Origin of the sequence: Hallella sp. (assembly GCF_037460745.1) — a bacterium.
In the GTDB taxonomy this organism is placed as follows: Bacteria; Bacteroidota; Bacteroidia; order Bacteroidales; family Bacteroidaceae; genus Prevotella; species Prevotella faecis.
On the sequence record NZ_JAXVAE010000076.1, the window covers coordinates 17,707 to 42,791 of the forward strand.

A 25,085-nucleotide genomic window follows, 5' to 3' on the forward strand; every position below is an offset into this window, starting at 1 on the left:
TGGGCCGACAGGTCACTTCACGGAGATGAAGTCGCCCTCAATTTCCACTTCGCCGACGATGTATTCGGCTGGGATCACACACTGGCCGTTGTTGAATTGCTTATCGCCTATATACGCCTCTTGCCACATCTGTTGGCCGCCTACCTTCTGAGGACCAGCAAGCTTATGACCAAACCTCACGCGCAAGCCCTTGCAGCCGAAGCCGGGGGCAGGCAGAACCTTCACGACAAGAGCCTTGTTCTTCTCTGCGAGGAAGTTGTTGAGCGTCTGCCCATCGGCAGCCACCACAGTACCATTGCGACTGGCAGCCGTTACGCTGGCTGTGGTTTGCTGGGCGTCGGCGGCCTCTTCGGCGGCACCCTTGGCGCTATTAAGACTGATGCGAGGTTCGCTGCTGTCGTCCACGAGGATGTCGTCGACATAGGCAATCCAGTCGGCAGCCAGTGTGTGTGTCGACTCGGCGTCGGGCACCAGCACCAAACTGTGGATGTCTACGCCATTGGCACTCTTGATAGGGAACACCGCATCGGCCCACTGTCCATGAGGAACGTCGGTCGTGGAGTAGACCCAGAACTGCTCCACATCGGCGGTTTGGCCCACTCGGTCGTGGCGTTTGCCAAGTCCCACGAGCATCACCCTACCGCCCTGCGGGCGATTAACGAGCACGTGAACTACCTTTCCTTGGGGCGTAAGGGCAAAGGGCTTGGCGAGATCGATGCGCACACCATAGATGTTAGATGCCAGATGCGAACGCCTGAAGGCCACGACATTATCGCTGGTGTTGCCCCGACGATCGGGGTTCGTTGTGATGGCGGTGTGACCTTCGAGCCTTCCATCGCGGAAAGGCGAGTCCTCCCAACGGTCGTAAACGCCGATGGCGCGATAATCTTTCTGCTCAAAGCCGATATGCTGGGCCATGGCAGGCATGGCGCAAAGGAACGATATGAATAGGAATATGCTATTTTTCATGATGTGAAATGTGGTATGCGAAGGGGTGTAAACAGATGATTGACACATGTAATGGCACGAACACACGATTAGTAAACGGCCACCTTCTGCAGCAACGGGCACGCCTTGCTATCATCGATGACGATGCGCAGGGCCTTGACCGTCAAGCCTTGGTCGTAGTTCTTGGCCGTGCTGCCGTTGAGAGGCACTATGCGACGATAGCCGATGGTTGTAGTCTTGCAGCCGTTGGCCACACGTTTCCACTGCTGTCCATCGGTCGAAACCTCAATGTGGAAGGCCCTAACACGCTGTCCGCGACGTATATGCTCCATGAGATCCACGTAGCGCACCGTCTGCGGGCGGCTCCATGTGAGGGTGAGCGTAGCCGTTTTCACATCATCGTCGGTGGCCCAATAGGTGAGCGTCTTGCCGTCGGTGAGGTGCTTCACACCATAGTTGCGCTTGCGACCCGCCTGCCTTATGTTGGTGGCTTGTATCTTGGCCTTGCGCGCCAAGTCGTTGCCCAAGCGACTCTTGAGCATCACTCCAAACTCCTTCAGCACCGTAACGTCGGCCTCGGGCAGGCGTCCGTCGGGTCCAGGAGGGCAGTTGAGGATGAGCGTTGAGTTGCGTCCCACCGTCTCAAGATACATACGGAACAGTCGTTCGGCCGACATGGGCTTCTCTCCGTTATGCCAGAACCATCCGTGGTCGGTCAGTTTGGCGTCGCTTTCGCCCGCCTCCCAGGCCCATCCGTCCTCGGTGCCGTACATACCATTGTTCTCTGGGGCGTAGCCCACTTCCTCGGCCGACCAGTTGGTCTCACCTGCCCAGCCCTCTTCGTTGCCAATCCACCGGGCCTCACCGCCCACACCCCACAAGATGATGTCGGGGCAGACCTTATGAATGGAGTCGCGCAAGTTGGGAATGTCGTAATACGTGGAGCGGTCCACCTTCAGCGTGGTGTTGCGTCCGCCATAGTATCCGTCGCCGCCATTGGCGCCATCGAACCACATCTCAAACTGATCGTCGCCATACTGAGCCAGCTCAGCACACTGGCGCAGGAACACATCGTTGACATATCGGTCGGTTCCGTAGTGCAGGTTGTGGCGATCCCATGGCGACACATAGAAGCCATATTTCAATTTTAGCTGACGTGCCGCCTTGGCAAAGTCGCGTGGAATATTGGTCTGTCGGCCGTTTTCGTTGCCCGCCAACTCCACCGAGTGGGTAGTGGTAGCCGTGGGCCACAGGCAGAAACCGTCGTGATGCTTCACCACAGCAATACCACCCTTCATGCCAGCGGCCTTCACGGCCTCGAGCCATTGCTTGGGATTGGGTGGCAAGGTGGGAGCGAACGTGCGCTCATCCTCACTTCCCAGTCCCCACTCACGGTTGGTGTAGGTATTCATGCCGTAGTGGAAGAAGGCATAAAACTCCGTCTCCTGCCAGCTCATCTGTCGGCGCGTGGGCACAGGAAAGACGTAAGCCGGCTCATTGTCGGGGTTAGCCAGTTGCTGCGGCGTCATGTCGAAGGGCGCCGACTGGGCATGGATGGCCATGGGGAAAAGTAGGCAGGCCACAAAGGCCAGAATGGGTTTGGTCATAGGTAGATAATATATGAAGATAATGATGTTGCAGAATTTAGGTAGTAGTGGAGACTATGTTTACTGGTCTTCGACCTGAAACTTATCGACGAAATACTCTACGGCAGTCAACAAATCATCCAAGTCGTTTTTCACGACATCCAAAACCATATCACCGTCAATGTCAAAATAGCCATGCGCAATATGGTTACGAATACCGATTACGTCTTGCCAAGGTATTTCGGGACGTTCACATAGTAGCTTCGATTGGGATATTTTATCAATCTGCCTTACGCTCTCACCGATAGCTTCTATTAGCATACAACTCGCCGCAAGCACCTTCATTCCCTCGGGTGAACAGTAATAGTCGTCAGAACTGAGTATGTCTTGATTCCATTCCTTTAGGTGAAGGATTGCTTGCCTGATTTGGTTGAAAAGCCCTCTTATTCTATTCAATGACATAGATACCATCTTTATTTATTTCCTCAAGTAAGAAAGGATTCATGTGTTTGTGGATTCTCACCACATCAACCGAGCACTGAAGCAGATCTTCCAAAAAGCGCTTCAAACGAACCATCATGTAAATTTTAGGTTCCATATCCACGCACACATCAATGTCGCTGCCGTCATTTTGCTCATTTCGCGATACGGAACCAAATATGCGCAACGACTTAACGCCGAACAATGTTTTCAGCTCTTCGGCATGTGAAGCAATCAGTGATATGTATTCCTTGGTGGTCTTCATAAAGGTATTCTTTGCAAAACTGCTTTAAAGAGGTAATTGGGGCAATGCGTTATTGTCATTTATTTAGGTCTATTCGTATGCAAAGGTACGACAAAGGATTGACATTTCGGTTGTGATAACCGAAAAAAACATGGTCGTAGAACAATTATCCTATCCAAATGGCAGAACGTAGGGTTATAGACCATATATCCCCACGGAACAGGAGAAAAGCACCAGGACGGAACAAGAGCAGGCGCAAGGGCAGAACGACGGGATGATAGGGGAAGAAGAAAATTGGGCAATGGGTGGGCGAAATATGGGCGAGAATAAAGCGAGAAACGTTCGATGGGCGGGCGAGAAAGCCGCAACCGCACGCAACGCCGAGGCTTTTCGCACCCCGACGAGCCAGCCAAGTCCAGCAACACAAGAAGCCTCGCCCAACAACACAAGAAGCCTCGCCCACGCGACGAATAACGATTGGGACGAGGCTCCTTATGATAGGGCTATTGGAAAGCGAGGGATTAGTTGCCGTTAATCAACTTTTCCACTTCGTCGATGATATGGCCCACCCCCTTCGAGGTGGCGCTGTCGGTGCTCTCATTCACCTTCTGCTTCACGGTTTTGGTAACCTGCTTCACCACGGCGCGACCAATGGCTCGACCAGCCTCATCAACAATCGTGGTGTCTTTCTCGCTACGCTGCACCTGAACATCCTGGTCGGGATCGGCCTGGTCGTCGGCCGACGCATCCTCATCGCCCAGCGAGAAACTTCCGGCACCTTTCAGCACCGCTTTCTTAATGGCGCTGGCCACCTTGTCCTCATCGGCCGTAAACACGTTGCCGAGGAATCCCAGCGACACGCCTATGTCCTTCGGTCCAACCTGAAGCGTGGTGGTAGAGAACAGGAAATAGTTGTGATACTCGATCGTTTGGTCAATCACCATCTCGGCAACGCTATTGCCAACAACTTTACCAAAGAGGTTGATGCCCTGCGAAAGGGGGTCGCTGTCGCCATTGTCCATGGCTTGTTCGAGGCCGTTGGTAATGTTTTTCATGATGGCACGCTTGTGCGCCCGCTCCGACGGGTTCGACACGGCCAGCACCACGACGGTAATCAGCAGCACGACCAATGCCCAAAGCAGGTTGCGGCGACGAGAAGCGGGCTGCTGCGCCCCATTGCCAGGCGCCGCGGTGGGTTGCGCCTGAGAGCCACCCACCGAAGAGATGGGAGGTGGTGGCGGCACCGACGCTCCAGCCGTCTGGTTCTCGAAAAGAGGGCGCAACTCCTCCACCTGCCAAGCGGGAGCCCACTCAGCCATTCCATCGGTCCAGACCAGCGTGTCTGACCCAATGCCTTTCAGTTTCAGCTCAGCCACCGAGAACGGTCCTTGCTGAGCATCGTTTTCAATGATAAAATAGTTCATGACAGAATCGGTTATTCCACGGTGACACTCTTGGCGAGGTTTCGTGGCATGTCTACATTAAGTCCTTTCTCCACGGCGATGTGGTAAGCCAACATCTGCAAGGGGATGACGGAGAGCAGCGGGGCCAGCGGGGCCAACGTGTCGGGCACCTCAATGACGGCGTCGGCAATCTTGCTCACCTCATCGTCGTTGGCCGACACCACAGCGATGATGCGTCCGCCACGCGCCTTCACCTCCTGCATGTTCGATATGATCTTCTCGTATCCCTTGTGGTGCGTGGCCACAAAGAGGCACGGCATCATGTTGTCGACCAAAGCGATAGGGCCGTGCTTCATCTCGGCTGCGGGGTATCCCTCAGCGTGGATGTATGATATTTCCTTCAGTTTGAGCGCTCCCTCCAGGGCCACCGGATAGTTCCAACCTCGTCCGAGGTAGAGGAAATTGGTGGCGTAGGTGTAGGTACGCGCCAGGAGTCGAATGTCCTCATTGTGCTTCAGCACCTCCTCGATCTTGGCGGGGATGGCGTTAAGCTCATGAATCATATCCACATACTCCTTCTCATCGATGGTGCCCTTGGTGTGTCCGAGTGCCAAGGCCAGGAGGATGAGGCATGTGAGCTGACCCGTGAAGGCTTTGGTGGAAGCCACGCCAATCTCCGGTCCCACATGGATATAGATGCCCGTGTCGGTCTCGCGTGCGATGCTCGAGCCCACGGCGTTGACGATGCCGAAGATGCAAGCGCCCTTCTCCTTGGCCAGCTTGATGGCGGCCAGCGTGTCGGCGGTCTCACCACTCTGCGAGATGGCTATCACCACATCGGTGGGATAGATCACCGGGTCGCGATAGCGGAACTCCGACGCGTAGTCGACCTCCACCGGAATCTTGCAGTAGTGCTCAATGAGCTGCTTGCCTATGAGACCAGCGTGCCACGACGTTCCACACGCCACGATGATGAATCGCGAAGCTGAGAGCAGACGGTCGCGGTTGTTGCGCACGGCGCTCAGCACCACATCGTTGTGCACATTGGGGTCGGCGTAACCTGTCGAGGGGTCGTAGGCGTCGTTGCCACCCATGTCGTCCTCGGCGAAGAGTCGGCCACGCATGCAGTCGCGCAGGCAATTGGGCTGGTCGAATATCTCCTTCAGCATGTAATGGGGGAATCCTCCCTTGTCGAGCATGTCGAGATCCATGTCGATGGTCTTCACCGACACGTCTACGTGCTGGTTTCTGAGGTCGGTGATGTCGAGTGGCTGTCCGGGATGGCAAACGGCGATCTGCTCATCATCCACATACACCACATTCTTCGTGTACTCGGCGATGGGAGTGGCGTCGGAGGCGATGAAAAACTCGCTATCGTTCTCGCCAATGCCAATCACCATAGGCGAGCCCTTGCGTGCGGCCACCAAGGTGTGGGGATCGCGCTGGTCGAGCACGGCGATGGCGTAAGCGCCGATACACTTGCGCAGGGCATGGCGCACCGCCTCAGCGAGGTTGCAATGGTGGGTTTGCTGCGCATATTCAATGAGGTTGACGAGCACCTCGGTGTCGGTGTCGCTATTGAAATGGAACCCACGCTGCTTCAACTGGTCGCGAAGCAAGGCGAAGTTCTCGATGATGCCATTGTGAACGATGACAAGATTGCCTGAGTTGGAAACATGGGGATGGGCGTTGCGCACCGACGGCTCACCATGGGTGGCCCAACGGGTGTGGGCTATGCCTACCGCGCCGCTGCAGTCTTTGCCTTCGGCGGCATGCTCCAGGTCGCTCACCTTACCCTTTGCCTTATACACATGCAACTCGTCGGCACCATTGATGAGCGCCACTCCCGACGAATCGTAACCACGATATTCCAAACGATGAAGTCCTTTCACCAAGATGTCGAAGGCTTCACGATATCCAATGTATCCTACTATTCCACACATAATCTACCAAAATTATGGCGGCAAAATTACAAAAAGTAATTGAGTAAGCCCAACATTTTGCTATGTTTTTTGCTACATTTCTAACATAACGTAACCACAACCCCCTCCAAAGGGGTAACATAGGGCACCTCGGGGATTCATTGGGAGAGCGAGGGTTATATATATAATAAGGTGTAGCGGCAACCTGCCTCAAGCCACCTTAAACTGCCGTTGGCTCTCGTCGTAATAATAGCCGTTGTTGCGCAGATAAGCCTTCAGCTCCTCGGGGTCGCGCCCGTAAGCGTAGCAAAGAGCCTCCAGGGTGTCGTACATCTCGTCGCGGAGATAGAGATTGATGCTCGAAACCAAAATGGCTGGGTCGTGAGGAAGATAATCCATAGCTTAAATATTTTAGGGATGCGTTGTGAATCGATAGAATGAGGAATCGGAGCGCTGATGAATGGAATGTTGAAACGTACTGAAAAACAGATCCGTAGAAAACGAAAAAAGATTGAAATCGGCCTACTTGCCGAGATCAATCTTACCGCACAGGATGCCCATGGTGCACACGAGGGCCATGACAATGGCGGCGAATCCTACATAAATCATCATATTGAATCCTTTCTTTATAATAAGACATCTGTTCGGTTGGAGAAAAGCCCGCCAAGCTTACATTTTGCCATCATTGGCAAAACTCCTTAACGGCAGGTTGCTTTCAAGCGAACCTTGCAAAGGTACTGACTCTTTCCGACCCACGCAACCATTCTCCAAACAAATGTTCCCATGGGTCGTTCTTCTTGACATGGGTCAACGGAACGCAACAAAAAAGAAGAATTCTCCACCAAATAGCCAAATTGATTTACATCAAGTGTAAATTTGACATATATCAAATAATTAAGCGTGAACCCATTTTTCTTCGTTTCAGATGACGGATATATCGCACCACCTGATTAACTTTGCGGACGTATTAAAGGATAAAAGGATTGTAGTATGAATGACAAATTGACAACGATGAACGAATTGAGCAGTCGCCAGATTGATCTCAAGGTTTCTATGATGCTGAGCAGCCGTCGCGCCGCCTTGGCAGAGAAGAAGGCCAAGAAGGCCTAACCATCGCTGGTGCTCGTTGGCCTTCTTGAAAGGCTAAGGGCCAAAAATCTTTAGGCTGATTACTTGGCAGATATGCCGGTAATCAGTTTTTTTGTGCCCCAACGTCATCTTTTGCACAAACATCCAAGCCATTACCCAACGCCCTCGGCCCACCTCCTCGCTCGCTTAACGCCCCCACCCCATCACGACAAAGCCATAGACCCATGAGCGCCTCATCCCCATGGCAACCTGTTTTGTATCGTTTTTTGGTTAAAAAGTTGTGTGGAGATTTTGCGCGAGATAGAGAACCCAAATGGCGTTTTTGCGGTTTGGCGAGATGAAATCTAAGAGCAGGGCTCACCGTTAGGCATGTTTCTTCTTGAGGTTTGGCATGTTTCGCACCTCGATCGGGCATGTTTCGAGATGCGAAAGACCATGTTTCGCACCTCGGTTAGGCATGTTTCATGGCAAAAAATGTGGAATCGGGTGAGGGAAAACGCCACGCGCAATCATAAGTTCCTTATTATTAGCCATTTGCATAAAACACGCAAGAATCGCGTATTTGCAACCAAGAGCTTCCTCGCTGGCGGATAAGTGTTAAAAAAGGGGGATACATGCCAACCTTTTTCAGGGGCCACAAGGTTGCCCGTAGCAGTTCTCACGTTCAGAAACACTACCCGTCCCACCCATCGCCCAAGCGTCAGAAAGGGCAAGCCACCTCTGTAGCTTGCCCTTCACCATGCTGGCTTGCAACCAGCTATCATCCTAAATCCTCATAAACATGTTCATGAATCTTTCAACCCATTGTCCTGAGGTTTACATCAATCCTCCATAAACTTCTTGGCGGAGCGCAACTGGTGGCGCATCACGCTGAGCAGCTGCTGGGTCTCCTGCAAGAGGTTCAGGTAAACCATGTCGACCTGCATCATCTTGCTGGTGCCACTCTTCTGCATGCGGTTGATGTGGGTCTTACGAATGACCGAGAGGTCGTCCTTGCACACATCGGCCTCAGCCAGCACACCGCGATACTGCTCGTAGCGGTTGGTCTCAATGGCCTCGCAGGTCATCTTCATCAAGTCGTTCACACGGCGTCGAACGGGCTCATACTCGCTGATGTAAGCGGCGGGCACCGGGGTGAAGTTGTTGTCCACATGCTCCTTCACAGGCAGCATCATGCGGCGCAAGGTGTAGATATACTGTTGGTCGGAGTTGATGCCCACATGGAACCACGTGTTGCGCTCAATGGCAATATCCATGGGCGAGCGCTTCAAGCCGAGCAACTCCTGGCGACGGTATTTCTTCAGCACGTCGAGCTCGCGGCGCAGCGTCTTGTCGCTACCACGCAGCATCTTCACGTTCTGGGTGTTGAAGCCGTCGAGCACAGCGTTATATTGCTCCAAGGCCAAACGGCACACCTTCGACTGTGTGTTGCGCACATGGTTGCGAAGCATCTCCCACACCAGTTCGGGGTCGCGGGTACGCATCATGAGGCGGAAGTTGTCGTCGTCTTTCTTGGTCGTCTCCTGCTTGCGCTTGTACTGGCGGTTGCTGCGTATGAGCAAGAAGATAACCAGCACGATGAAGGCCACCTGCACGGCGATGCCGCCATACCACATGCAGAGGCAAACCAAGGCGCAGGCGAGGAAGGCCACACCAGCCGTGAGGAACCATCCACCAATCACACTCAGCACACCCGTGATGCGGAACACGGCGCTCTCGCGGCTCCAGGCGCGGTCGGCCAGGCTCGTACCCATGGCCACCATGAAGGTAACGTAGGTGGTAGAGAGGGGCAAGCGGTGGTTGGTACCGAAGGTGATGAGCATGGAGGCAATGACGAGGTTCACGGCAGCGCGCACCACATCGAAGGCGGCCTTGTCGTCTTTCAGCTCCACGTCGTTGGCATTGAAGCGGCGGTTGATCCACTGACGCAAGCCTACAGGGAAGATGGCCACCACCATCTCGATCATGCTTTGGCAGAAACGCACGATGGCGCGGGCGGCACGACTTGAACCGAACATCTCATCGCCCTCGTCCTGACGGGCCAGGTCGACCGACGTCTTGATAACGTTCTGGGCCTTCTTAGAGGTAGCCATCGCCACAATCATGATGATTCCGGCGGCCATGAGGTAGAAAGGCGGGGTCTTTGCGCTCTCCATGAGCGACGACATCATAAAGCCATCGATGCCGACACCATGGCCGTTGGCAACATAATCCTGGTAAGAATCGAGACCTGCCAAGGGCACACCGATGAAGTTGACCAGGTCGTTGCCGGCGAAAGCCATGGCCAGGGCAAACGTGCCCATGAGCACCGTGAAGCGGAAGATGTTGACCTTCATCAGATGGAGCACCTCCATCACGATGGTGGAGACGATGAACGTCAGCACCAAGAGCATATTTGTGTTTGTGTCGATATAGCCGCGAACGCCGTCGCTCAGATAGGGACTCTTGCCCACTCCCTTCATAAAGATGAAATAGCTCAGGGCCGTGAAGGCTATGCCGCCGAAGATGGCGATGCTGTAGCGCGAGTGTTTGCCGTAATTGAACGTAAACACCACACGACTGATCCACATCACCACCATACCCACGACAAACGATATGGCCACCGAAACGAAGATGGCGATAATAACCTGCAGGGCCTTGCTGGAGTTGAGCAGCATGCCATAGTCGAGGTCGGGGTCGGCCATCACCTTGAGCATGGCCAGCATGGCCGTACCACCCAAAAGCTCAAACACAAGCGAAACGGTAGTTGACGTGGGCATGCCGAGCGTGTTGAACATGTCGAGCACGATCACATCGGTCACCATAACGGCCAAGAAGATGGTCATCACCTCGTGGAACGAGTAGCGGTCGGGCATCATGATGCCGTGGCGCGCCACATCCATCATGCCCGAGGAGAGCACCGCCCCGAGCACCACACCCACGGAGGCAATGATCAACACTGTGCGAAAGGCGGCCACACGGGCACCCACCGCCGACTGCAAGAAGTTGACGGCATCGTTGCTCACACCCACAAAAAGGTCGAAAACGGCCAGGCAGAGCAGGAAAATAACGATGCAAAGATAAATGGTTTCCATTGAATCTTTTGTTTGATTGGTTCTTTCAGGTTGCAAAATTAGGTTGTGCGTGTTACACAGTTTTTACAACCATGTTACAATATGGTTACAATTAGTCCCCAACCGTTAACCAAAGCGATTGGGGATGATCTGTGTGTTAGAAATGGGTCATGAACTCCACCACAATCTTATCGCGCTCGCTCACCTTCGGCAGGGCGTCGTGGCGGTAGAGGTATTTCTCGTAGTTGACGCGTATCTCCGAGACAAACGGCTTGTCGAAGCTCAGCGTGGCGCCCGCCGTGATGCGGCTTCGCTTATAATCGTTGATGACGAGTTGGCCGGCGGTGTTGGCCTTGTCGTCGAGGTAGCGCTTGCCATCGCTGTGGTCGCTCATATAGTCGTAGCGCACCAAGGGCGACACCTTGGTGAACAGGCACTTGCGAAGGGGAATGTCGTAGCTCACGAAGCCGTCGAAGGCATGCACCGGATGGAAGGCGCCGTCGGCATAATGCTTATAGAGATACTCGGCCTCGGCAATGAAGCCTCGGCGGTGATAGGTCAGGCCGGCGTCGTACATCATGACGGTGGCGGCGTCGGGTTTCACCTTCTGGGCGCTGAGCACCACGTCGAGACCGAAAGGCAACAAAAACTGGGCCTTGGCTGAGAAGTTCACCTGATGGGTCCAGAAGTCCTTCTGGTTGGTGAGCCCCGACCCGTTGAACATACCAGCCTGCACAATGATCGGGAATCCCACGCCGAAAGTGTAGCCCAGGCTCGCACCCACATCGCGCACGTTGCCAACCTGTTTGGCGATGAAAGAGCGGTTGGCAAAGTACTGCTGGTGGGGCGAGCGATGGGCGTCGATGGTAAAGGGCACGCGCATCTGACCAATGGTAAAGTCGAGCGTGCGCCACGGTTTAATCTTGGTGTAAGCGTCGAGCATCTTGATGCTGCCCTCGTCGCATAAGTCGATCTCGGTCTTGTACGACACCATGGGGTTGATGTCGCCCGACACGTTGACACGCGCCGTGCGCACCTCGAAACGGCCTTCCTTCTCGTGGGTTTGGTACTCGTACTTGCCTCGCAGCGTTCCGCCTACGCGAACGTTCTGCGCTTCCATAGGTGCCGCAGCAACAAGGCTCAGCAACAAGAATGCAATCTTTTTCATTTCAGTCCTATTATCATTTCATTGATCATTCCATCGGCAAGACCCATATTGGGCACAATGATGCGCTTGGCCTTCGCACTGTCGGCTATGAGGGTGAAGTCTTCACTATGGCGTAGCGGGTCTTGCCGTCGTCGCCAGTTTCCTTGCGCTCCACCAACAGGTAGATGCGGTTGTCCTCAAGGCGTCCGAGGTCGTCGATCTCGTTGAGTCCAATGGAGTTGACCAGTCCGTTCAACTTGTCGTAGAAGAACTGGCGGAGGTAAAACTTCTGGTCGTCGGTGAGTTGCGTCTCGTCGACAAGGCGTATGCCGTTGTCGGCCAAACGGGCAAACACCTCGTCGACGGATCTCCATATTTTAATATGGTGGCAAAATTACGACGATCATGTTACAGGTTTTTTGCAGGCATGTTACAATGGTATGACAATCACAACGCATGCTTGTTGCGCTTCCCTACGAGCCAAAATAGGTGTTACAAAACCGTGTGGAAAACAAAAACATGGGCTATGGCAACGCCTTGTGGACGAAAAAGCGTAATTTTGCAAGAAGAAAGCAAACGTTGGTTTACACCTATTATAATAATATGAAAGAGTTATTGATTGTGAGTTTGGGCAGTTTCTTTGGCGGTGGCATGCGTTACGGTGTTTCGAAACTAATTGCCACGCATGCAAGCCTCAACTTTCCATTGGGCACATTCACCGTCAATGTGCTGGGCTGTCTGCTACTGGGGTTCCTATCCGGACTGAATGTGGGTAGCGGATGGTTGTCGCCCTCGGCCAAGCTATTGCTCACCACAGGCTTCTGTGGCGGATTCACCACTTTCTCCACCTTCATGAACGAAAGTGCTTCGCTTGCCAAAGGAGGCGACTCGCTCACCACGCTGCTCTACGTGGCGGGCAGCGTTGCCGTGGGCTTTGTGGCCGTAGTGGCCGGCCATTTGTTGGCCAAGAGTTGTTAAACAGTAAAGCTACAAGGGCTCGTTCGCACAAGCGCGTTGAGCCCTCATGTCGTTGGTGCGACTTCGCATTTACGCAAACGCCTCACGCCATACGGCTTGCGCTGCAATCATTGCGGCGGCCGTATGGGTGAGGCGTTATGAGGGGCGGGGTGCGCAGCCTACTCTTGCACGAAGAACTTGCCGTCGGCGGCTTGTCCTGCGGCAGAGACCTTGACACGGGTGTCCTTGCTGTTGTTGTAAACCGTGGCGGTAAACTCACCATTCTCGTCGAGCACGGCATTGGGGTTCCAATAGAGTGTGCGACGGTAATCGGTAGGTTCGGCGGGCTTCTGCGTACTATAGTCGGGACTGTAATGCTCCTCGGGATAGGTGAAGCCTTCCAACATGATGCGGCGATCACGATAGGTGAAGCGCTTGCCATCGTCGGCAACGGGCACATAAACGACCACAACATCCTCCAGATTGAGCTGTTCCGTATGACGATCGGTGTAGTTGCGTGGCTCAAAGTCGGTATAGAACCTGATGCTGTCTACACGGTTGAGGTGCAGGTCCTTGAACAGGGCCGCATCGGAACGGTTCTTGATGATATCCTGCATGGGGATGAAATTGGTGTAGAACGTGTAGCGATCGAGCTTTCCTACCACATTGTAAGAGCGGTAACGGTTCATGTTGCCGTAGACGGTTTGGCAGGCCGTGGGTGGAAAAGCGCCCATGTTGATCACACCCCACGACAGTCCGCGGTCGGTGGCCTCATTGTAAACGTCGTAGGCGTCGGCCACATAGGCGGGCTTAGAGTAGTCGAGGGCGCGACGGGTGCGACGCTTGGCCTTCACGCTAATGTTGCGAAGCGTGCGGGCGCCATCCGACGAGCTATTGTCGATGCTGTCCTCACCGATAACCAATGAGGTGCCAATATCGGGCAGGTGGGTCTGATAATAGTTGTAGGGATGGGCGAAAACGGGATAAAACAGATGGCGAGTGACATAATAATCGGGGTACCTCTCCTCATCGAAACGATACTTATCCTGACCGGCCGTGAGGCAACGCTTCAGCGAATCCTTACGGTCGTAAGCGGTGAGGAACAGCACGGCCTTATCGTAGAATGGGGGTATCTGGAAGAGGAACTGGCCTCCGTCGTGGGTCTCTTGCACGCTACCGGCGCTCATTCCATCCTTTTCCACTTCGGCCTCAATGAGCACCTCGTGCTTGATGGAACGCTGATTGACGCCCAAGTAGCTACCCTCGGAAGTGCCTTCTTGCGTGGCATTGGCATCAGAAGATGCGTCGTCGGTCGACGAACTGCCGTCGGGTTGTGAGTTCTCGGTGTCTTCAAGACTTCCCTCAGCCACATTGTTGCCTGCGTTCCAACCACTCATGGTGATGCCTCCTTGGCTCACGGCATTGGCGGCCTTCTCGGCCATCAGGCTCGCAACGCTCGTTCCGGAACTGAGACCCTGCACATCATCGACAAACAACATGGGCACATCGAGCTGCTTGCGAACGATGCCTTCCACGGTAAGGGTCTTCTCGGGTGTATAGCGCAGGCGGCGAAACGCCATCTGGCCCAGCCCCACCTGTTTCTTATCGGTGGCGAGCGGCGTATATTTGCGCCATCCCTGCACCAACATCAGCACGTCGAGGGCCTGCCGACGCTCAGCGTCGTCGCCTGCAAAATAGTAGGCGGGCGATGCAATGAAGCCCTTCAGGTCGCTGCTAAGCAACAGGTCGGTGAGCATGTTACCATCGTCGTACGACGAGTCGTCGGTGCGGGTGTCGCGCAAAGACACGGAAACGGGCATACCCGACGTGCCATCGGTGGCGGCAATATGGAGCTGGATGGGCTCGTAAGGCTTATAGTCGAGCTTATCGGTGCTTACCTGCAGCGGCGTGCCCATGTCGTGATGGTTCACGAAGAAGAGACGGTCGGCAAGCACGTTGGCTTCCGCATCGAATATCATCAACTCGTTGACGCCAGTGGGCAACTGGCTTACATCGGGCGTAACAGTAGTGGAGCCCTGCAGGCGTTGGAACTGAAGCAACTTGCCTCGGCACAACACGGCGTAGGCGGCTGGTGCGCAACCACGGCTGCGCAAGGCGAACGTAGGACTCTGGGTGTGCCCATCGAAGTCGGGATTTTGCAGTTCAAGCACGGCGCCGGCTTCCTCGGCCTTGGGTAATCGGAAGTTGTATTTGTCGCCTTTCCATTGGAACGTCACCCGCCCATGTGTGCTATCTGAAGGCGTATAGTAGAACGTGCCACGCCCCATGTGGGTGGGCTTAAACTTAGTTTTGCCGTCGAGCGTGCCGCCAATGGTAAGCGCCTGACCGTCTTGGTCGGTCACCTCAAACGCCACTCGGCTCTTAAGACCCTCGACAAGCGTGCCTCCCTCGGGGAAGAACTTGCAGAGGAGCTTGTCTTTCTTTACAAACGGAGCCTCACGCTTGGGGCGGGCGTACATGTATTTGCCATCATAGTCGCCTGCCTCACGGGGACGGCTATACACGGGAACCACACGACTGTACAGGTCTTCCCAATCGCGGTAATAGTCGGCGGCCATCTGATAATTGTAGAACAGGGCGCGATCGTCGCGGGTATAAGGACGTAACTTGACGTTGAAATTGAGCATCCAACGGGTGTAAGCGCGTATCTCGTAGTAACCACTGTACAGGCTGTCTTTTAGGGCAAACTGTCCACAGGTGTAGTTTTTGTCGCTTACCACCACGCGTTGGCGGTCGACCACCACGCCATCGGGGGCCAACAGTTCCACATAGAGCATCTTGCTCATGTCGGTGGGGTGCAGGTTGTCGGCGCGAACCACGTAGGCTTTGTACCAGATGGTGTCGCCAATGAAGTAACAAGTGTTGTCGGTGTGTACGTAAACCTTCTCTTGTATCTGTTGATTTTGGCGCAGACGGTTCTCCAACGCATCGAGATTGTCGGCACGAAGAAGGCCACTACACAACGGCATCCATAAGAGGAGCGCCGTCAATAAGTATCGTAAAGCACATTTCATAGGGCAAAAGGGATTGACGATTGTTTGATTCCGCTAAAGTAATAAATAATGAACAAAAAGCAAACAATCGTCAATCTCTGGCTCCAAAAATTATACAAGTTTAACGCAAAGAGAGCGCATAAGCCACCATTTGGTCAGCAACCAAAGCGACTGAGCGCAAAGATCACGCACGAGTTAGATTGAGTCCATCAGTCGGCGCATGGTCATGAAGGGACGCCCCACTTCCGTGTGGCTCTTGCGGGCGAGCCAACGGAGCGCACGATAGGGTGCGCGTTGGTGGTTCATCTTGCGCACGGAATAGTAGAAGCCAATGGTGTTGAGCAGACCAACTACGACCACAACGATGAACTGCTCAGTGGCATCGCCGCCAAAGAGGTAGCAAAGGAGCCAACAAAACACGTTGAACGCATTGAGGGAAATGACCGAAACGGAAGTGCCAATATGCGAGAAGCCCAACTCAATGAACAGGTGGTGAAGGTGGCTTCGGTCGGGATGGAACGGCGATATGCCGCGGAAGATGCGACCAAACATAACGCGCAAGGTGTCGAAGACGGGCACGGAGAGCACGCTCAACGAGAATGCCACAACGCCAAGGCGCGGGTGGTTCAAGGCCGCCAGCGAAGTGTTGTCGATCATTCGCATGCAGAAGATGCTCATCAACATACCCAACATCAATGTGCCAGAGTCGCCAACAAACATCTTGCTCTTCAATCCGAACACATTGTGGAAGAAGAATGGCACCAACGCTCCTGCCGCCAGGGAGGCCATGACGGCCATCGTGCCATCATAAGATGAGCAAAACACAATGCCGAAACATAAGCAAGCGAATATGCAGATGCCGCTCGAGAGACCATCGACACCATCGATGAGGTTGATGGAATTGATGATACCCACGCACGAAACGGCACACAACGGCAGACTGAGATACACAGGTAGCTTGCCAATACCAAACAACCCGTGCATGTCATTGATATTGGTTTTGTCCATGTAAACAATGAAACCTACCAAGCATATCTCAATGATGAGACGGAGAATGGGGCTGAGCCCCAGCAGATCGTCGACCATACCGACATACATCATCACCGTGAGCGTAATGATACAGGTGAAAAGGGCGTAACTGTTGAAGAACACACTGGTGGCTCCCGCGCCCACCACGATACCGAAGAACACGGCCATTCCGCCCATCACAGGCACCGGACGCGACTGCAGTTTGCGGCTGTCGGGAACATCAAACATATTGCGGCTGGCGGCCATTTTCACGATCAAAGGGTGAACAAGGGCCGTAAAGCACATGGCCAAAAAGAATGGTAACACAACGCCAAGCATCCACAGCCTTGGGGTCATGTAACTAAACATGCCATCTAAGGAATAGCTTAAATTATCTATCAAGCGTTCTATCATGCGACTGTCTTAGTGAGATAACATTCGCAAAGATACAAAAAATTATTTAATATTAGGGTAATAACAACAAATATTCCGACGTTGCCCTCCATAATTCCACATTTCTCGACCCTACAACGACTATTTGGTTCCAATCGGTTAAACCCTTGTTACAAGCGAGTTACAATGATATTGCAGAAAACATTGGGTGCGATCACATAACGGGAAAAGCGACAAAAAGCAACGATGGGCAAGTCCAGGGGGCTCCGGCTGTAAAAAAGGGAACTTTCATGGGGGAAAGCGCAAGGACGCATAAACGCGGCCCACGAATGCCAAAACCCTTAAAACCGACGGACGCCAGAGACTATTACAAAGGGAAAAAACAACCTAACCAATTGACAACATGGTGTGTTCCAAAGGGGAAAACCAACCTAACCGATTGACAACATGGTGTGTTCCAAAGAGAAAAGCCAACCTAACCAATTGACAACATGGTGTGTTCCAAAGGGAAAAACCAACCTAACAGATTGACGGTTCGTCTGGTTTCTTCCCACCGAAGACGCCCTTGTCAATAAGCATATTTTCGTTCCCTATTGAGGATTCGTGGTCTTTGCGGATTGTATTTGCGGCTCAACACATCATGAACGGGCGAATACCATGGCGTTTGAATGCCTGCCAAATGCAACAACACGTGCGAAACCGCGTCGGTTATGAAGGGTCGGCGCCGAGCGTCTTGTATGTCATGCCACATCCGAGGATGGCACGACTTGTACCTCTCGGTGACATAAATCCAAAACGGGATGTCGTATTGCTGACGTATATTGGCCGCACTCCACTCCAAGGTACGGCCCCATTCCTGTGTGTTGTCATCGAAAATGCGCTCGCCATGGTCAGAAAGAAACACTACAATCGCCTCCTCCTGATCAACCATCTTCACGATCTCGCCTATGATAGAGTCGTTGTAACGATAGGCGTTGTCGTAATCTGCCAAGAGCTTAAGATGTTCGGCGTTTAAGTCCTTGCGGCTATAATCGGTTTCCGCAAACACGACCCGTGAGGCCGGATACCGCTGACTAAAATCGAAATGGAGCCCTAAGAAATGAAAAACACTCAGTTTTGGCTTGTTCGACTTACCCGTCAGAGCACGATAATCGTCAATCAACCCATCGTCGAAGCGATGGAGCGAATCGTTGCGAACATCAAACATGGCATGGCTAAAGCGCGCGTTGCTCATAAAGATCTCCTCCTTAAACGCGCTAAAACCTACGGTATTGGCCAAATATTGATTACTGAAGAACTCCGTATGATAGCCTGCCAGACGAAACAGGTGCGGGAACAAGGGCTGCGACGCCCACGTGCCGTCCATGCCTATGCAATGGGTGGTCATGATCGATTGGAAGGCTTCACATGTAACATTCCACGGACTCACCACGTCGGAGAATACCGCCAGTCGTCCGGTATCATACATTCGCTGCTGACAAGGCGTAGTCAACTTGTCATAACCATACAACGAGGAATGTCGCTTATTGCAACTCTCACCAATAATAAGGACAATATGGGGCCCGGAAGAAAGGCGCGACGTCACCACCGCTTTGTCCAACGACTTCGCAAGATCGCGACAGATGGCAGCTTGCTGGATATTCTCCGAAACCGAATAAGCCAAGCGATAGATGGGCAGATAGTATTTCGTCTTGGGCTCAAAGTCCTTCATTCGCTGCACGTTCAGTTCGTCAAGACCACATATTACACGATAAAAGACATACTCGCGACTATCGATTGTGGCAAAAAATCCTACAAAGAAAAGGCAACATACGGGAACGGCACAGACGGGCTTGCATAGGTTCCGCATCTGGGCCACCCCCATCCATTTGGGTTTCCGAGGCCAAATGGCTAAAAGGATGTGGGCTCCAAGAAGCGTCAGAACCAACCCGAAAGGCGACCACAGATCGCTCCACGTGATAAGCGAAAGGAACTCCGAACATTCGCGTGGATTCGTATAGATGACCTGTTGCAGAAACGTTGGACAGAAAGCGGTACCAAGATGGGCATAGCAAAAGGCATCAATCAAGGCAACAACGTAGAACAACGCATATAACACACCTTTCGTAAAGGGCCGAAAGCGCTGCGGAACCAAGAGCAGAAAAGCGCACAACAGGTACAGGTCGGCAAAGAGTTGGAACACCCCAACCAACCGACTGCTATCGTAAGGGACAAACAACACACATACGACTCCCAACAAATACATGGAGATGAAGAAAGCCAAGCTCTCCCCAATAGGCCGCATCAGAATGCCGCCTAACGATTGCAAGAAATGGCTTATGCGCTGTTTTGAAATCATTTACCTACGCTATGATGATTATCTATACTACCACTTCAAGGTCCACGCCTATTGGTTGTCCTTGTTGATCAGGTTCACCACCACCTTCACCATGACGTCCTTCTCCTCCGTTCGGCTCTCTGCGATCATCAAAGTGAGGGCCACAAGCGTGTTGTCGGCAATGCGTTTGTGACCATCTTCGGCATAGAGCACATGGTTGTTGTTGAGAAACCACAGGAAGAGCATGGCCGCAATGCGCTTGTTTCCGTCGCTGAACGAATGGTTCTTCACCACGAGATAAAGCAGCATGGCCGCCTTCTCCTCTACGGAAGGGTAAAGTTCCTGTCCATCAAACGTTTGATAAATCTGTCCGATACTACTCTTGAACGACTCGTCTTTCTCGTTTGCAAACCATTGGCTTCCACCAAACTTAACCTTCAAAGCATTGATGGCCTCCATCGCATTGTCGTAAGTGGCATGGAAAGAGGCGTCGGATGTAGTCTTCTGAATGGCAAGCGACTGGTAGTCATAATGGTCGAGCGTGTCGAGGGCATACACATAATCGCTAATGACATTGAACAACCCGCCATACTCCTCGTTGCTAACCTCCTCTTGCAACCCAATGGCACGCGACATCAAACGCACCACATCCTTCAGCTCTTTGTAACGGTCGAGCTTTATCTGCTGGTTAATGGCATACCCCTTAATGATGTATTGCTTCAGGACAGAGGTAGCCCAACGACGGAACGACGTAGCATTTTTACTATTGACCCTATATCCCACAGAAATGATAACATCAAGATTATACAAGGGAATCTCGCGGACTATCTGTCGTTGACCTTCCATTCGAACCTGTGCACTTTTTGCACAGGTTGACGATTCATCAAGTTCTTCCGATTTATATATATTTCGAATGTGACGGACAATAGACGTTCTATCCACACCGAACAACTCCGCCATTTGGCTTTGGGTCAACCAAACCGACTCATTCTCCAGTTTAACGTTAAGTTGTACCGTTCCATCCTTAGATCGGTATATTTCTATTGAATTAAGTTTACTTTCCATTAGGCACCAATCAATTTTCGCTATGTTCTGTTCATTAGTTAGTTAAAGCCCTCTCTCAGCCCAGTCGCTGCGGTCGAGTTGGCGGTACGTGATGGCCTCAGAGATGTGTTCGGGACGGACGGTGGGCGAGGCGGCGAGGTCGGCAATGGTGCGGGCCACCTTCAAGATGCGCGAGTAGGCACGGGCAGAGAGCGACAATCGCTCCATGGCCAGGCGCATAAGGTCGAGCCCCTGCTCATCGGGCTCAGCATACTGGTGGATCATGCGTTCGGTCATCTGCGCGTTGCAATGCACGCCCGGCACATCCTTGAAGCGGGCGGTCTGGAGGGCTCGAGCGGCGATAACGCGCTCACGAATCTTCGCCGACGGCTCACCGGGAGCAGCCTTCGACAGCTCCTTGAACGGCAAAGCGGAGATCTCGCACTGGATATCGATGCGATCCATCATGGGACCGCTGATCTTATTGAGGTACTTCTGTATCTGGCCAGGTGTGCAAACACAATGATGCGTAGGATCTCCATAGTATCCACACGGGCAGGGATTCATTGAAGCCACAAACATGAACGAGCAAGGGAAGGTTACCGTATACTTGGCCCTACTGATGGTGATCTGCCGATCCTCAAGCGGTTGGCGCAGAACCTCAAGCGTGTGCTTGTTAAATTCGGGCAACTCATCGCAGAAGAGCACGCCATTGTGGGCCAAACTGATGGCGCCAGGCATGGGGTTATTGCCACCGCCCACGAGCGCCACCTCGGATATGGTGTGGTGGGGCGAGCGGAAAGGACGTTGCGAAATAAGCGTTGAACCGGTCTTGAGCAAGCCAGCAACGGAATGGATCTGCGTGGTTTCGAGACTCTCCGAGAGGGTCAGAGGAGGCAGGATGGACGGCAATCGCTTAGCCATCATGCTTTTTCCCGAGCCCGGAGGACCAATCATAATGAGGTTATGACCACCAGCGGCGGCCACTTCGAGGGCGCGTTTTACATTCTCCTGTCCGCGCACATCGGCAAAATCGAGTTCGAAATTATATTGTTGCTCATAAAACTCCTTCCGTGTGTCGACAACGGTGGGCGCATATTGCACCTCGCCCGACAAGAGTTGGATAACCTCAACCATCGAGTCCATTCCATAAACCTCCAGGTTATTGACAATGGCCGCCTCGCGTACGTTCTGCTTGGGTACAATCAAGCCCCGGTAATGTTCGGCCCGTGCCTTAATGGCAATGGGCAACACACCCTTGGCAGGCTGCAGATGGCCGTCGAGACTCAACTCGCCCACCATCATAAACTCGTTGAGATGCGGCGCGTTGATCTGCCCATCGGCCGCCAGGATGGCGATGGCCAACGGCAAGTCGAAGCTGCTTCCCTCCTTCCTAAGGTCGGCAGGCGCAAGATTGACCGTAAGGTCAGCACGTGGAAAGATGTAACCATTGTTTTGCATGGCGGCAGCTATGCGATCGCGTCCTTCGCGCACCGCCTCATCGCCGAGGCCCGTAAGATGATACATAATGCCTTTCGCGAGGCTCACCTCGATGGTAACGGGAGTAACGTCGAGGCCATTAACGGCTGCACTATAAGTCTTTACAAGCATGCAAAAATGGGTTAAAGTAGTAGGTAGGTTAATAAAAACAAGAAGGCGCGGGCTATCCCTACGCCTATCGTATCAGTAGTTTTACTCTGAAACATCAGAGGTACGCACCTATGACATCAGAGGTTTTCCTCGATGCGTTGCACCAGATCGTCGATGGAAAGGCCACGTGCTATGACGCGCCCATTCTTCAGCAACAAGGTGTTGGGAAGCGAATAGAGTCCCAGTTTTTTCACGACGTCGCCTTCAAACATCTTTCCGTCGCAGACGACGGGCCACGTAATGGAGTCGTATCGCAACGAGTTGTCACATTCGGTCTTACTCGCATCGATGGAGAAAGTAGCCACTTGGAACCGTCCGCCCTTCTGACGGCGCAGCACCCTAAGGCGTCGCAACTGCTCCATGCTGTCGTAGTTCCACGACGCATAAAGCGTTATGACGGCGAGGCCTTTGCTCAACGAGGCCGACGAAACCGTGTTGCCTTTCATGTCGCGCGCGGTGAACGCGGGCAACGTAGCCCCCACCCCACACTGCGTGATGGCCTTCAGCGCCTGCTCCATACGCGCCAGGTCGCCATTGCGCTCCTGCTTTTCGAGCAGAATACGCGTCAATCGCAATGCCTCCTGATAATCGGGCTTGGGAGCCGCCACAAGATACGACTTCACCAGATAAGCGCTGACCCTCGACGATGGATGGTCTTCGGCAAACTTGGCAGCGAGCTTCATCGCCTCGGGCGGCGACGCTTCAGCCACCTGCTTTCGAAAGGCCGTCATGAGTTCATTGTCGTCGGTGCCCGTCACCTCCATCTCCTTGAGGTGCGAGGCGTCACCTTTAATAGAAACAGTCTTCCCCGGCTCCGCGAAGATAGGTTGTCGCGAGAAGTTGGGGAAGACCAATACAAGCGTGGCGGGATGGTCGCAAGCCATCTCATAGGCAAAGCGACCACCCTCCACTTTAATCGTGTCGATGCCACTCACCGCTCCATCCTCGCTGTAAAGATAGAACTCTCCCTGGTTCAAGTGAAGAAAACGGCCTTCAAACTTGAAATGCTTTCCATCGGTGCCACACGACACGAGGAGCACCAAGAGCAGTGCGAGGAGGAACAGTTTATGACGCATACTTACTTCTTAAGGTTTGCAAACTCCAGGTCGTTGTCAGCATACTGACTCAACGCAGAGTTCTTCTTGATGGCGCTGTTCAGGTAATCCTGAGCGGCAGCGGTGTTGCCCTGACGGTTCTGCACGATAGCCATGAGGTAATCAGAGAGTGCATCGGCGTTCTTCTGATCCTTCAGCGTAGCCACAGCGGCGGCATAGTCCTTGTTGAGGATCTGAGCCAGAGCGGCGCTGTTCGACTTGCTACCCTCGAAGTTCTTCACGGCAGTAGCGTAGTTGCCCTTGGCGATGTTGAGGTTACCCATCACCTCGCCGAAACCGTTGGCGTTGATAGCGTTCGAGAGGTTGCTCTCAGCCTCGGCGATGTTGCCATTACGCAGAGCGATGAGCGCCAAGTTGGCGTAGCCCTCGGGAGCCTTCTGGTCCTTAGCGAAAGCCTGCTTCACATAGCTCTTGGCAGCGTTCTCGTCGCCCTTGTTGAAAGCCATGACAGCCAGGTTGTTGTAGGCGCGATAGTCCTTATCGTAGCACTCGGCAGCCTTCTTGTAGATAGCCTCCTTCTCGTTGGCGTCGTTGGTCAGCGTAGCAGCGTAGAGAAGCTCGTCGGCAGAGAGCTGTGCGGCGTCGGCCTTATACTGTTCCTTGATCTGCTCGTCTGAGCGACCCACTGTCTCATAGTTGATGATGAGGCGGCTACGACGCAACTCAGGCAGGATGCCGTCGGCCAGCTCACGGAAGCCAGCGCTCATGTTGCGGATCTGCTGCTCGCGCTCAGCGGGGTCCTTATACATCTCGAGAACACGCAGGATGACATCCTTGTCCTGGATGTTGCTGGCCTGCACGAGGCGCTTGAAGCCGTCCCAGTCCTGTGCGGTGTAGTGAGCGTCTACGTTGGCGCCGCGCAGCTTGGCGGCCTTCAGCTGCTTGTCGACATAAGCCTCGCTCACGTTCTGGCGCTTGCCAGCGAGCTTATCATTAAACTTGAATCCACCCTCAGGAGAAGCGTAGGCAGCCACCTCGACGTTCTTGAGGTTCAGGCCCTCGCGGTCGGCGTTGATCTTCTTCAGCATCTCAACAAACTCCTTCACAGAGCCGTTCTTCAACTCGCTCTTGCGGAGGTTGGCCTGGTTAACGAGGAACTTGATGTTGGCCTCGACGCGCTGTGCTCTCACACGCTGGAAAGAGTCGGTAGCGATGCAACCGCCAGCGTTCATCAGGGCCTGCTTGTAAAGCTCCGAAGTGGAGAGCACACCCGTAGCGACCTTCACAGCGGGAACCTCCACCTTCTTCTTGCCCAGGCGAGCGTCGAAAGTGAGATACATGTCGCTCTTCTGCATCTCAGGCACGTAGGCGAAAGATGTCTTCATCGTGTAGCGGCCGCCCATCTTGTAAGAGATGGTCTGGTCGTTACCCATCACACGCTCACCCTGGAACGTGGCGCTCTGACCCTTGGCAACCTTGCCATCGGCGTAGCGAAGCTCGGGAGTAACCGTGACGACAGCCTTAGGCTTCATGTACTTCACGGGGAACACACCGTTAACTGTAGCGGGCACCTCACCACCGAGAGTCTCGAGCGGGTTGGGCTCAACTGTGAAATTGTCGGCCGACAAAGGACCTAACTTAGAGCACGATGAAAATGCGACTAATGAGATTAAGGATAAAGATAGAATGGAATAATTACGCATAATAATACTAAAATGTGAAGTGCCGCGAGCGGGACTCGAACCCGCACAGCCATTACTGGCCAAGGGATTTTA

General features: G+C 53.4%; 18 protein-coding genes. 1 reads left to right on the forward strand and 17 read right to left on the reverse strand.

Annotation, left to right across the window (positions count from 1 at the left end; genetic code table 11):
- Positions 1-12 precede the first annotated feature (12 nt).
- The 10 genes from WKK33_RS04015 to WKK33_RS04060 form a co-directional block, all read right to left on the reverse strand.
- Positions 13-969, reverse strand: a complete 957-nt coding sequence (locus WKK33_RS04015) for a hypothetical protein (protein ID WP_337569443.1) — start codon at positions 967-969, stop codon at positions 13-15.
- 68 nt (positions 970-1,037) lie between these two features.
- Positions 1,038-2,555, reverse strand: coding sequence for an alpha-L-fucosidase (locus WKK33_RS04020; protein ID WP_337932597.1), 1,518 nt, complete (start codon positions 2,553-2,555; stop codon positions 1,038-1,040).
- A 60-nt stretch (positions 2,556-2,615) separates the two neighbouring features.
- Positions 2,616-2,996 carry a HepT-like ribonuclease domain-containing protein gene (locus tag WKK33_RS04025; protein ID WP_321104810.1) on the reverse strand — a complete coding sequence of 127 codons (381 nt, stop codon included), beginning with the start codon at positions 2,994-2,996 and terminating at the stop codon, positions 2,616-2,618.
- The gene (locus WKK33_RS04030) at positions 2,983-3,279 is read right to left on the reverse strand and encodes a nucleotidyltransferase domain-containing protein (RefSeq protein WP_215758676.1); all 297 of its coding nucleotides are present in this window, start codon (positions 3,277-3,279) and stop codon (positions 2,983-2,985) included. Before WKK33_RS04030 ends, WKK33_RS04025 begins: the two co-directional genes overlap by 14 nt.
- Positions 3,280-3,779: 500 nt before the next feature.
- Positions 3,780-4,682 (reverse strand): GYF domain-containing protein, encoded by a 903-nt coding sequence (locus WKK33_RS04035; RefSeq protein ID WP_337932599.1) that lies wholly within the window; start codon positions 4,680-4,682, stop codon positions 3,780-3,782.
- 11 nt (positions 4,683-4,693) lie between these two features.
- Positions 4,694-6,604, reverse strand: a complete 1,911-nt coding sequence (gene glmS, locus WKK33_RS04040; RefSeq protein WP_337468178.1) for a glutamine--fructose-6-phosphate transaminase (isomerizing) — start codon at positions 6,602-6,604, stop codon at positions 4,694-4,696.
- A 189-nt stretch (positions 6,605-6,793) separates the two neighbouring features.
- The gene (locus WKK33_RS04045) at positions 6,794-6,982 is read right to left on the reverse strand and encodes a DUF4250 domain-containing protein (RefSeq protein ID WP_287769311.1); all 189 of its coding nucleotides are present in this window, start codon (positions 6,980-6,982) and stop codon (positions 6,794-6,796) included.
- 1,511 nt (positions 6,983-8,493) lie between these two features.
- Positions 8,494-10,746 (reverse strand): inorganic phosphate transporter, encoded by a 2,253-nt coding sequence (locus WKK33_RS04050; protein WP_337932601.1) that lies wholly within the window; start codon positions 10,744-10,746, stop codon positions 8,494-8,496.
- Between the two features lie 136 nt (positions 10,747-10,882).
- Positions 10,883-11,893 carry a porin gene (locus tag WKK33_RS04055; RefSeq protein WP_337932602.1) on the reverse strand — a complete coding sequence of 337 codons (1,011 nt, stop codon included), beginning with the start codon at positions 11,891-11,893 and terminating at the stop codon, positions 10,883-10,885.
- A gap of 85 nt (positions 11,894-11,978) precedes the next feature.
- Positions 11,979-12,227: a hypothetical protein gene (locus tag WKK33_RS04060; protein WP_337932604.1), complete on the reverse strand. Its 249-nt coding sequence runs from the start codon at positions 12,225-12,227 to the stop codon at positions 11,979-11,981.
- Between the two features lie 248 nt (positions 12,228-12,475).
- On the opposite strand from WKK33_RS04060, the gene crcB reads away from it, so the two are divergent.
- Entirely contained in the window at positions 12,476-12,850 is a 375-nt protein-coding gene (gene crcB, locus WKK33_RS04065) for a fluoride efflux transporter CrcB (RefSeq protein ID WP_215758663.1), read from the forward strand.
- 158 nt (positions 12,851-13,008) lie between these two features.
- Here the strand turns inward: crcB and WKK33_RS04070 are convergent, their stop codons facing one another.
- The 7 genes from WKK33_RS04070 to WKK33_RS04100 form a co-directional block, all read right to left on the reverse strand.
- Positions 13,009-15,864: a hypothetical protein gene (locus WKK33_RS04070; protein ID WP_337932606.1), complete on the reverse strand. Its 2,856-nt coding sequence runs from the start codon at positions 15,862-15,864 to the stop codon at positions 13,009-13,011.
- 174 nt (positions 15,865-16,038) lie between these two features.
- Positions 16,039-17,124, reverse strand: a complete 1,086-nt coding sequence (locus WKK33_RS04075) for an MraY family glycosyltransferase (RefSeq protein WP_337932615.1) — start codon at positions 17,122-17,124, stop codon at positions 16,039-16,041.
- Positions 17,125-17,812: 688 nt separating this feature from the next.
- Positions 17,813-19,582 (reverse strand): phosphoethanolamine transferase, encoded by a 1,770-nt coding sequence (locus tag WKK33_RS04080; protein ID WP_337932608.1) that lies wholly within the window; start codon positions 19,580-19,582, stop codon positions 17,813-17,815.
- A 48-nt stretch (positions 19,583-19,630) separates the two neighbouring features.
- Complete coding sequence (locus tag WKK33_RS04085; RefSeq protein ID WP_337932609.1) at positions 19,631-20,626, reverse strand: virulence protein RhuM/Fic/DOC family protein; 996 nt, start codon at positions 20,624-20,626, stop codon at positions 19,631-19,633.
- 42 nt (positions 20,627-20,668) lie between these two features.
- Positions 20,669-22,216 carry a YifB family Mg chelatase-like AAA ATPase gene (locus WKK33_RS04090; protein ID WP_337932611.1) on the reverse strand — a complete coding sequence of 516 codons (1,548 nt, stop codon included), beginning with the start codon at positions 22,214-22,216 and terminating at the stop codon, positions 20,669-20,671.
- Between the two features lie 116 nt (positions 22,217-22,332).
- Positions 22,333-23,331, reverse strand: a complete 999-nt coding sequence (locus WKK33_RS04095) for a DUF4369 domain-containing protein (protein ID WP_337932612.1) — start codon at positions 23,329-23,331, stop codon at positions 22,333-22,335.
- Between the two features lie 2 nt (positions 23,332-23,333).
- Positions 23,334-25,013: a hypothetical protein gene (locus WKK33_RS04100; RefSeq protein WP_337932614.1), complete on the reverse strand. Its 1,680-nt coding sequence runs from the start codon at positions 25,011-25,013 to the stop codon at positions 23,334-23,336.
- Positions 25,014-25,085: the final 72 nt, after the last annotated feature.

Bases quoted from the DNA above. Each gene is read 5' to 3' on its own strand.
- WKK33_RS04085 (WP_337932609.1), bottom strand. From the start codon at position 20,626: ATGGAAAGTAAACTTAATTCAATAGAAATATACCGATCTAAGGATGGA.
- WKK33_RS04070 (WP_337932606.1), bottom strand. From the start codon at position 15,864: ATGAAATGTGCTTTACGATACTTATTGACGGCGCTCCTCTTATGGATG.
- WKK33_RS04035 (WP_337932599.1), bottom strand. From the start codon at position 4,682: ATGAACTATTTTATCATTGAAAACGATGCTCAGCAAGGACCGTTCTCG.
- WKK33_RS04050 (WP_337932601.1), bottom strand. From the start codon at position 10,746: ATGGAAACCATTTATCTTTGCATCGTTATTTTCCTGCTCTGCCTGGCC.
- WKK33_RS04055 (WP_337932602.1), bottom strand. From the start codon at position 11,893: ATGAAAAAGATTGCATTCTTGTTGCTGAGCCTTGTTGCTGCGGCACCT.
- WKK33_RS04090 (WP_337932611.1), bottom strand. From the start codon at position 22,216: ATGCTTGTAAAGACTTATAGTGCAGCCGTTAATGGCCTCGACGTTACT.
- WKK33_RS04045 (WP_287769311.1), bottom strand. From the start codon at position 6,982: ATGGATTATCTTCCTCACGACCCAGCCATTTTGGTTTCGAGCATCAAT.
- glmS (WP_337468178.1), bottom strand. From the start codon at position 6,604: ATGTGTGGAATAGTAGGATACATTGGATATCGTGAAGCCTTCGACATC.
- WKK33_RS04095 (WP_337932612.1), bottom strand. From the start codon at position 23,331: ATGCGTCATAAACTGTTCCTCCTCGCACTGCTCTTGGTGCTCCTCGTG.
- WKK33_RS04020 (WP_337932597.1), bottom strand. From the start codon at position 2,555: ATGACCAAACCCATTCTGGCCTTTGTGGCCTGCCTACTTTTCCCCATG.
- WKK33_RS04015 (WP_337569443.1), bottom strand. From the start codon at position 969: ATGAAAAATAGCATATTCCTATTCATATCGTTCCTTTGCGCCATGCCT.
- WKK33_RS04030 (WP_215758676.1), bottom strand. From the start codon at position 3,279: ATGAAGACCACCAAGGAATACATATCACTGATTGCTTCACATGCCGAA.
- WKK33_RS04100 (WP_337932614.1), bottom strand. From the start codon at position 25,013: ATGCGTAATTATTCCATTCTATCTTTATCCTTAATCTCATTAGTCGCA.
- WKK33_RS04025 (WP_321104810.1), bottom strand. From the start codon at position 2,996: ATGTCATTGAATAGAATAAGAGGGCTTTTCAACCAAATCAGGCAAGCA.
- WKK33_RS04080 (WP_337932608.1), bottom strand. From the start codon at position 19,582: ATGATTTCAAAACAGCGCATAAGCCATTTCTTGCAATCGTTAGGCGGC.
- crcB (WP_215758663.1), top strand. From the start codon at position 12,476: ATGAAAGAGTTATTGATTGTGAGTTTGGGCAGTTTCTTTGGCGGTGGC.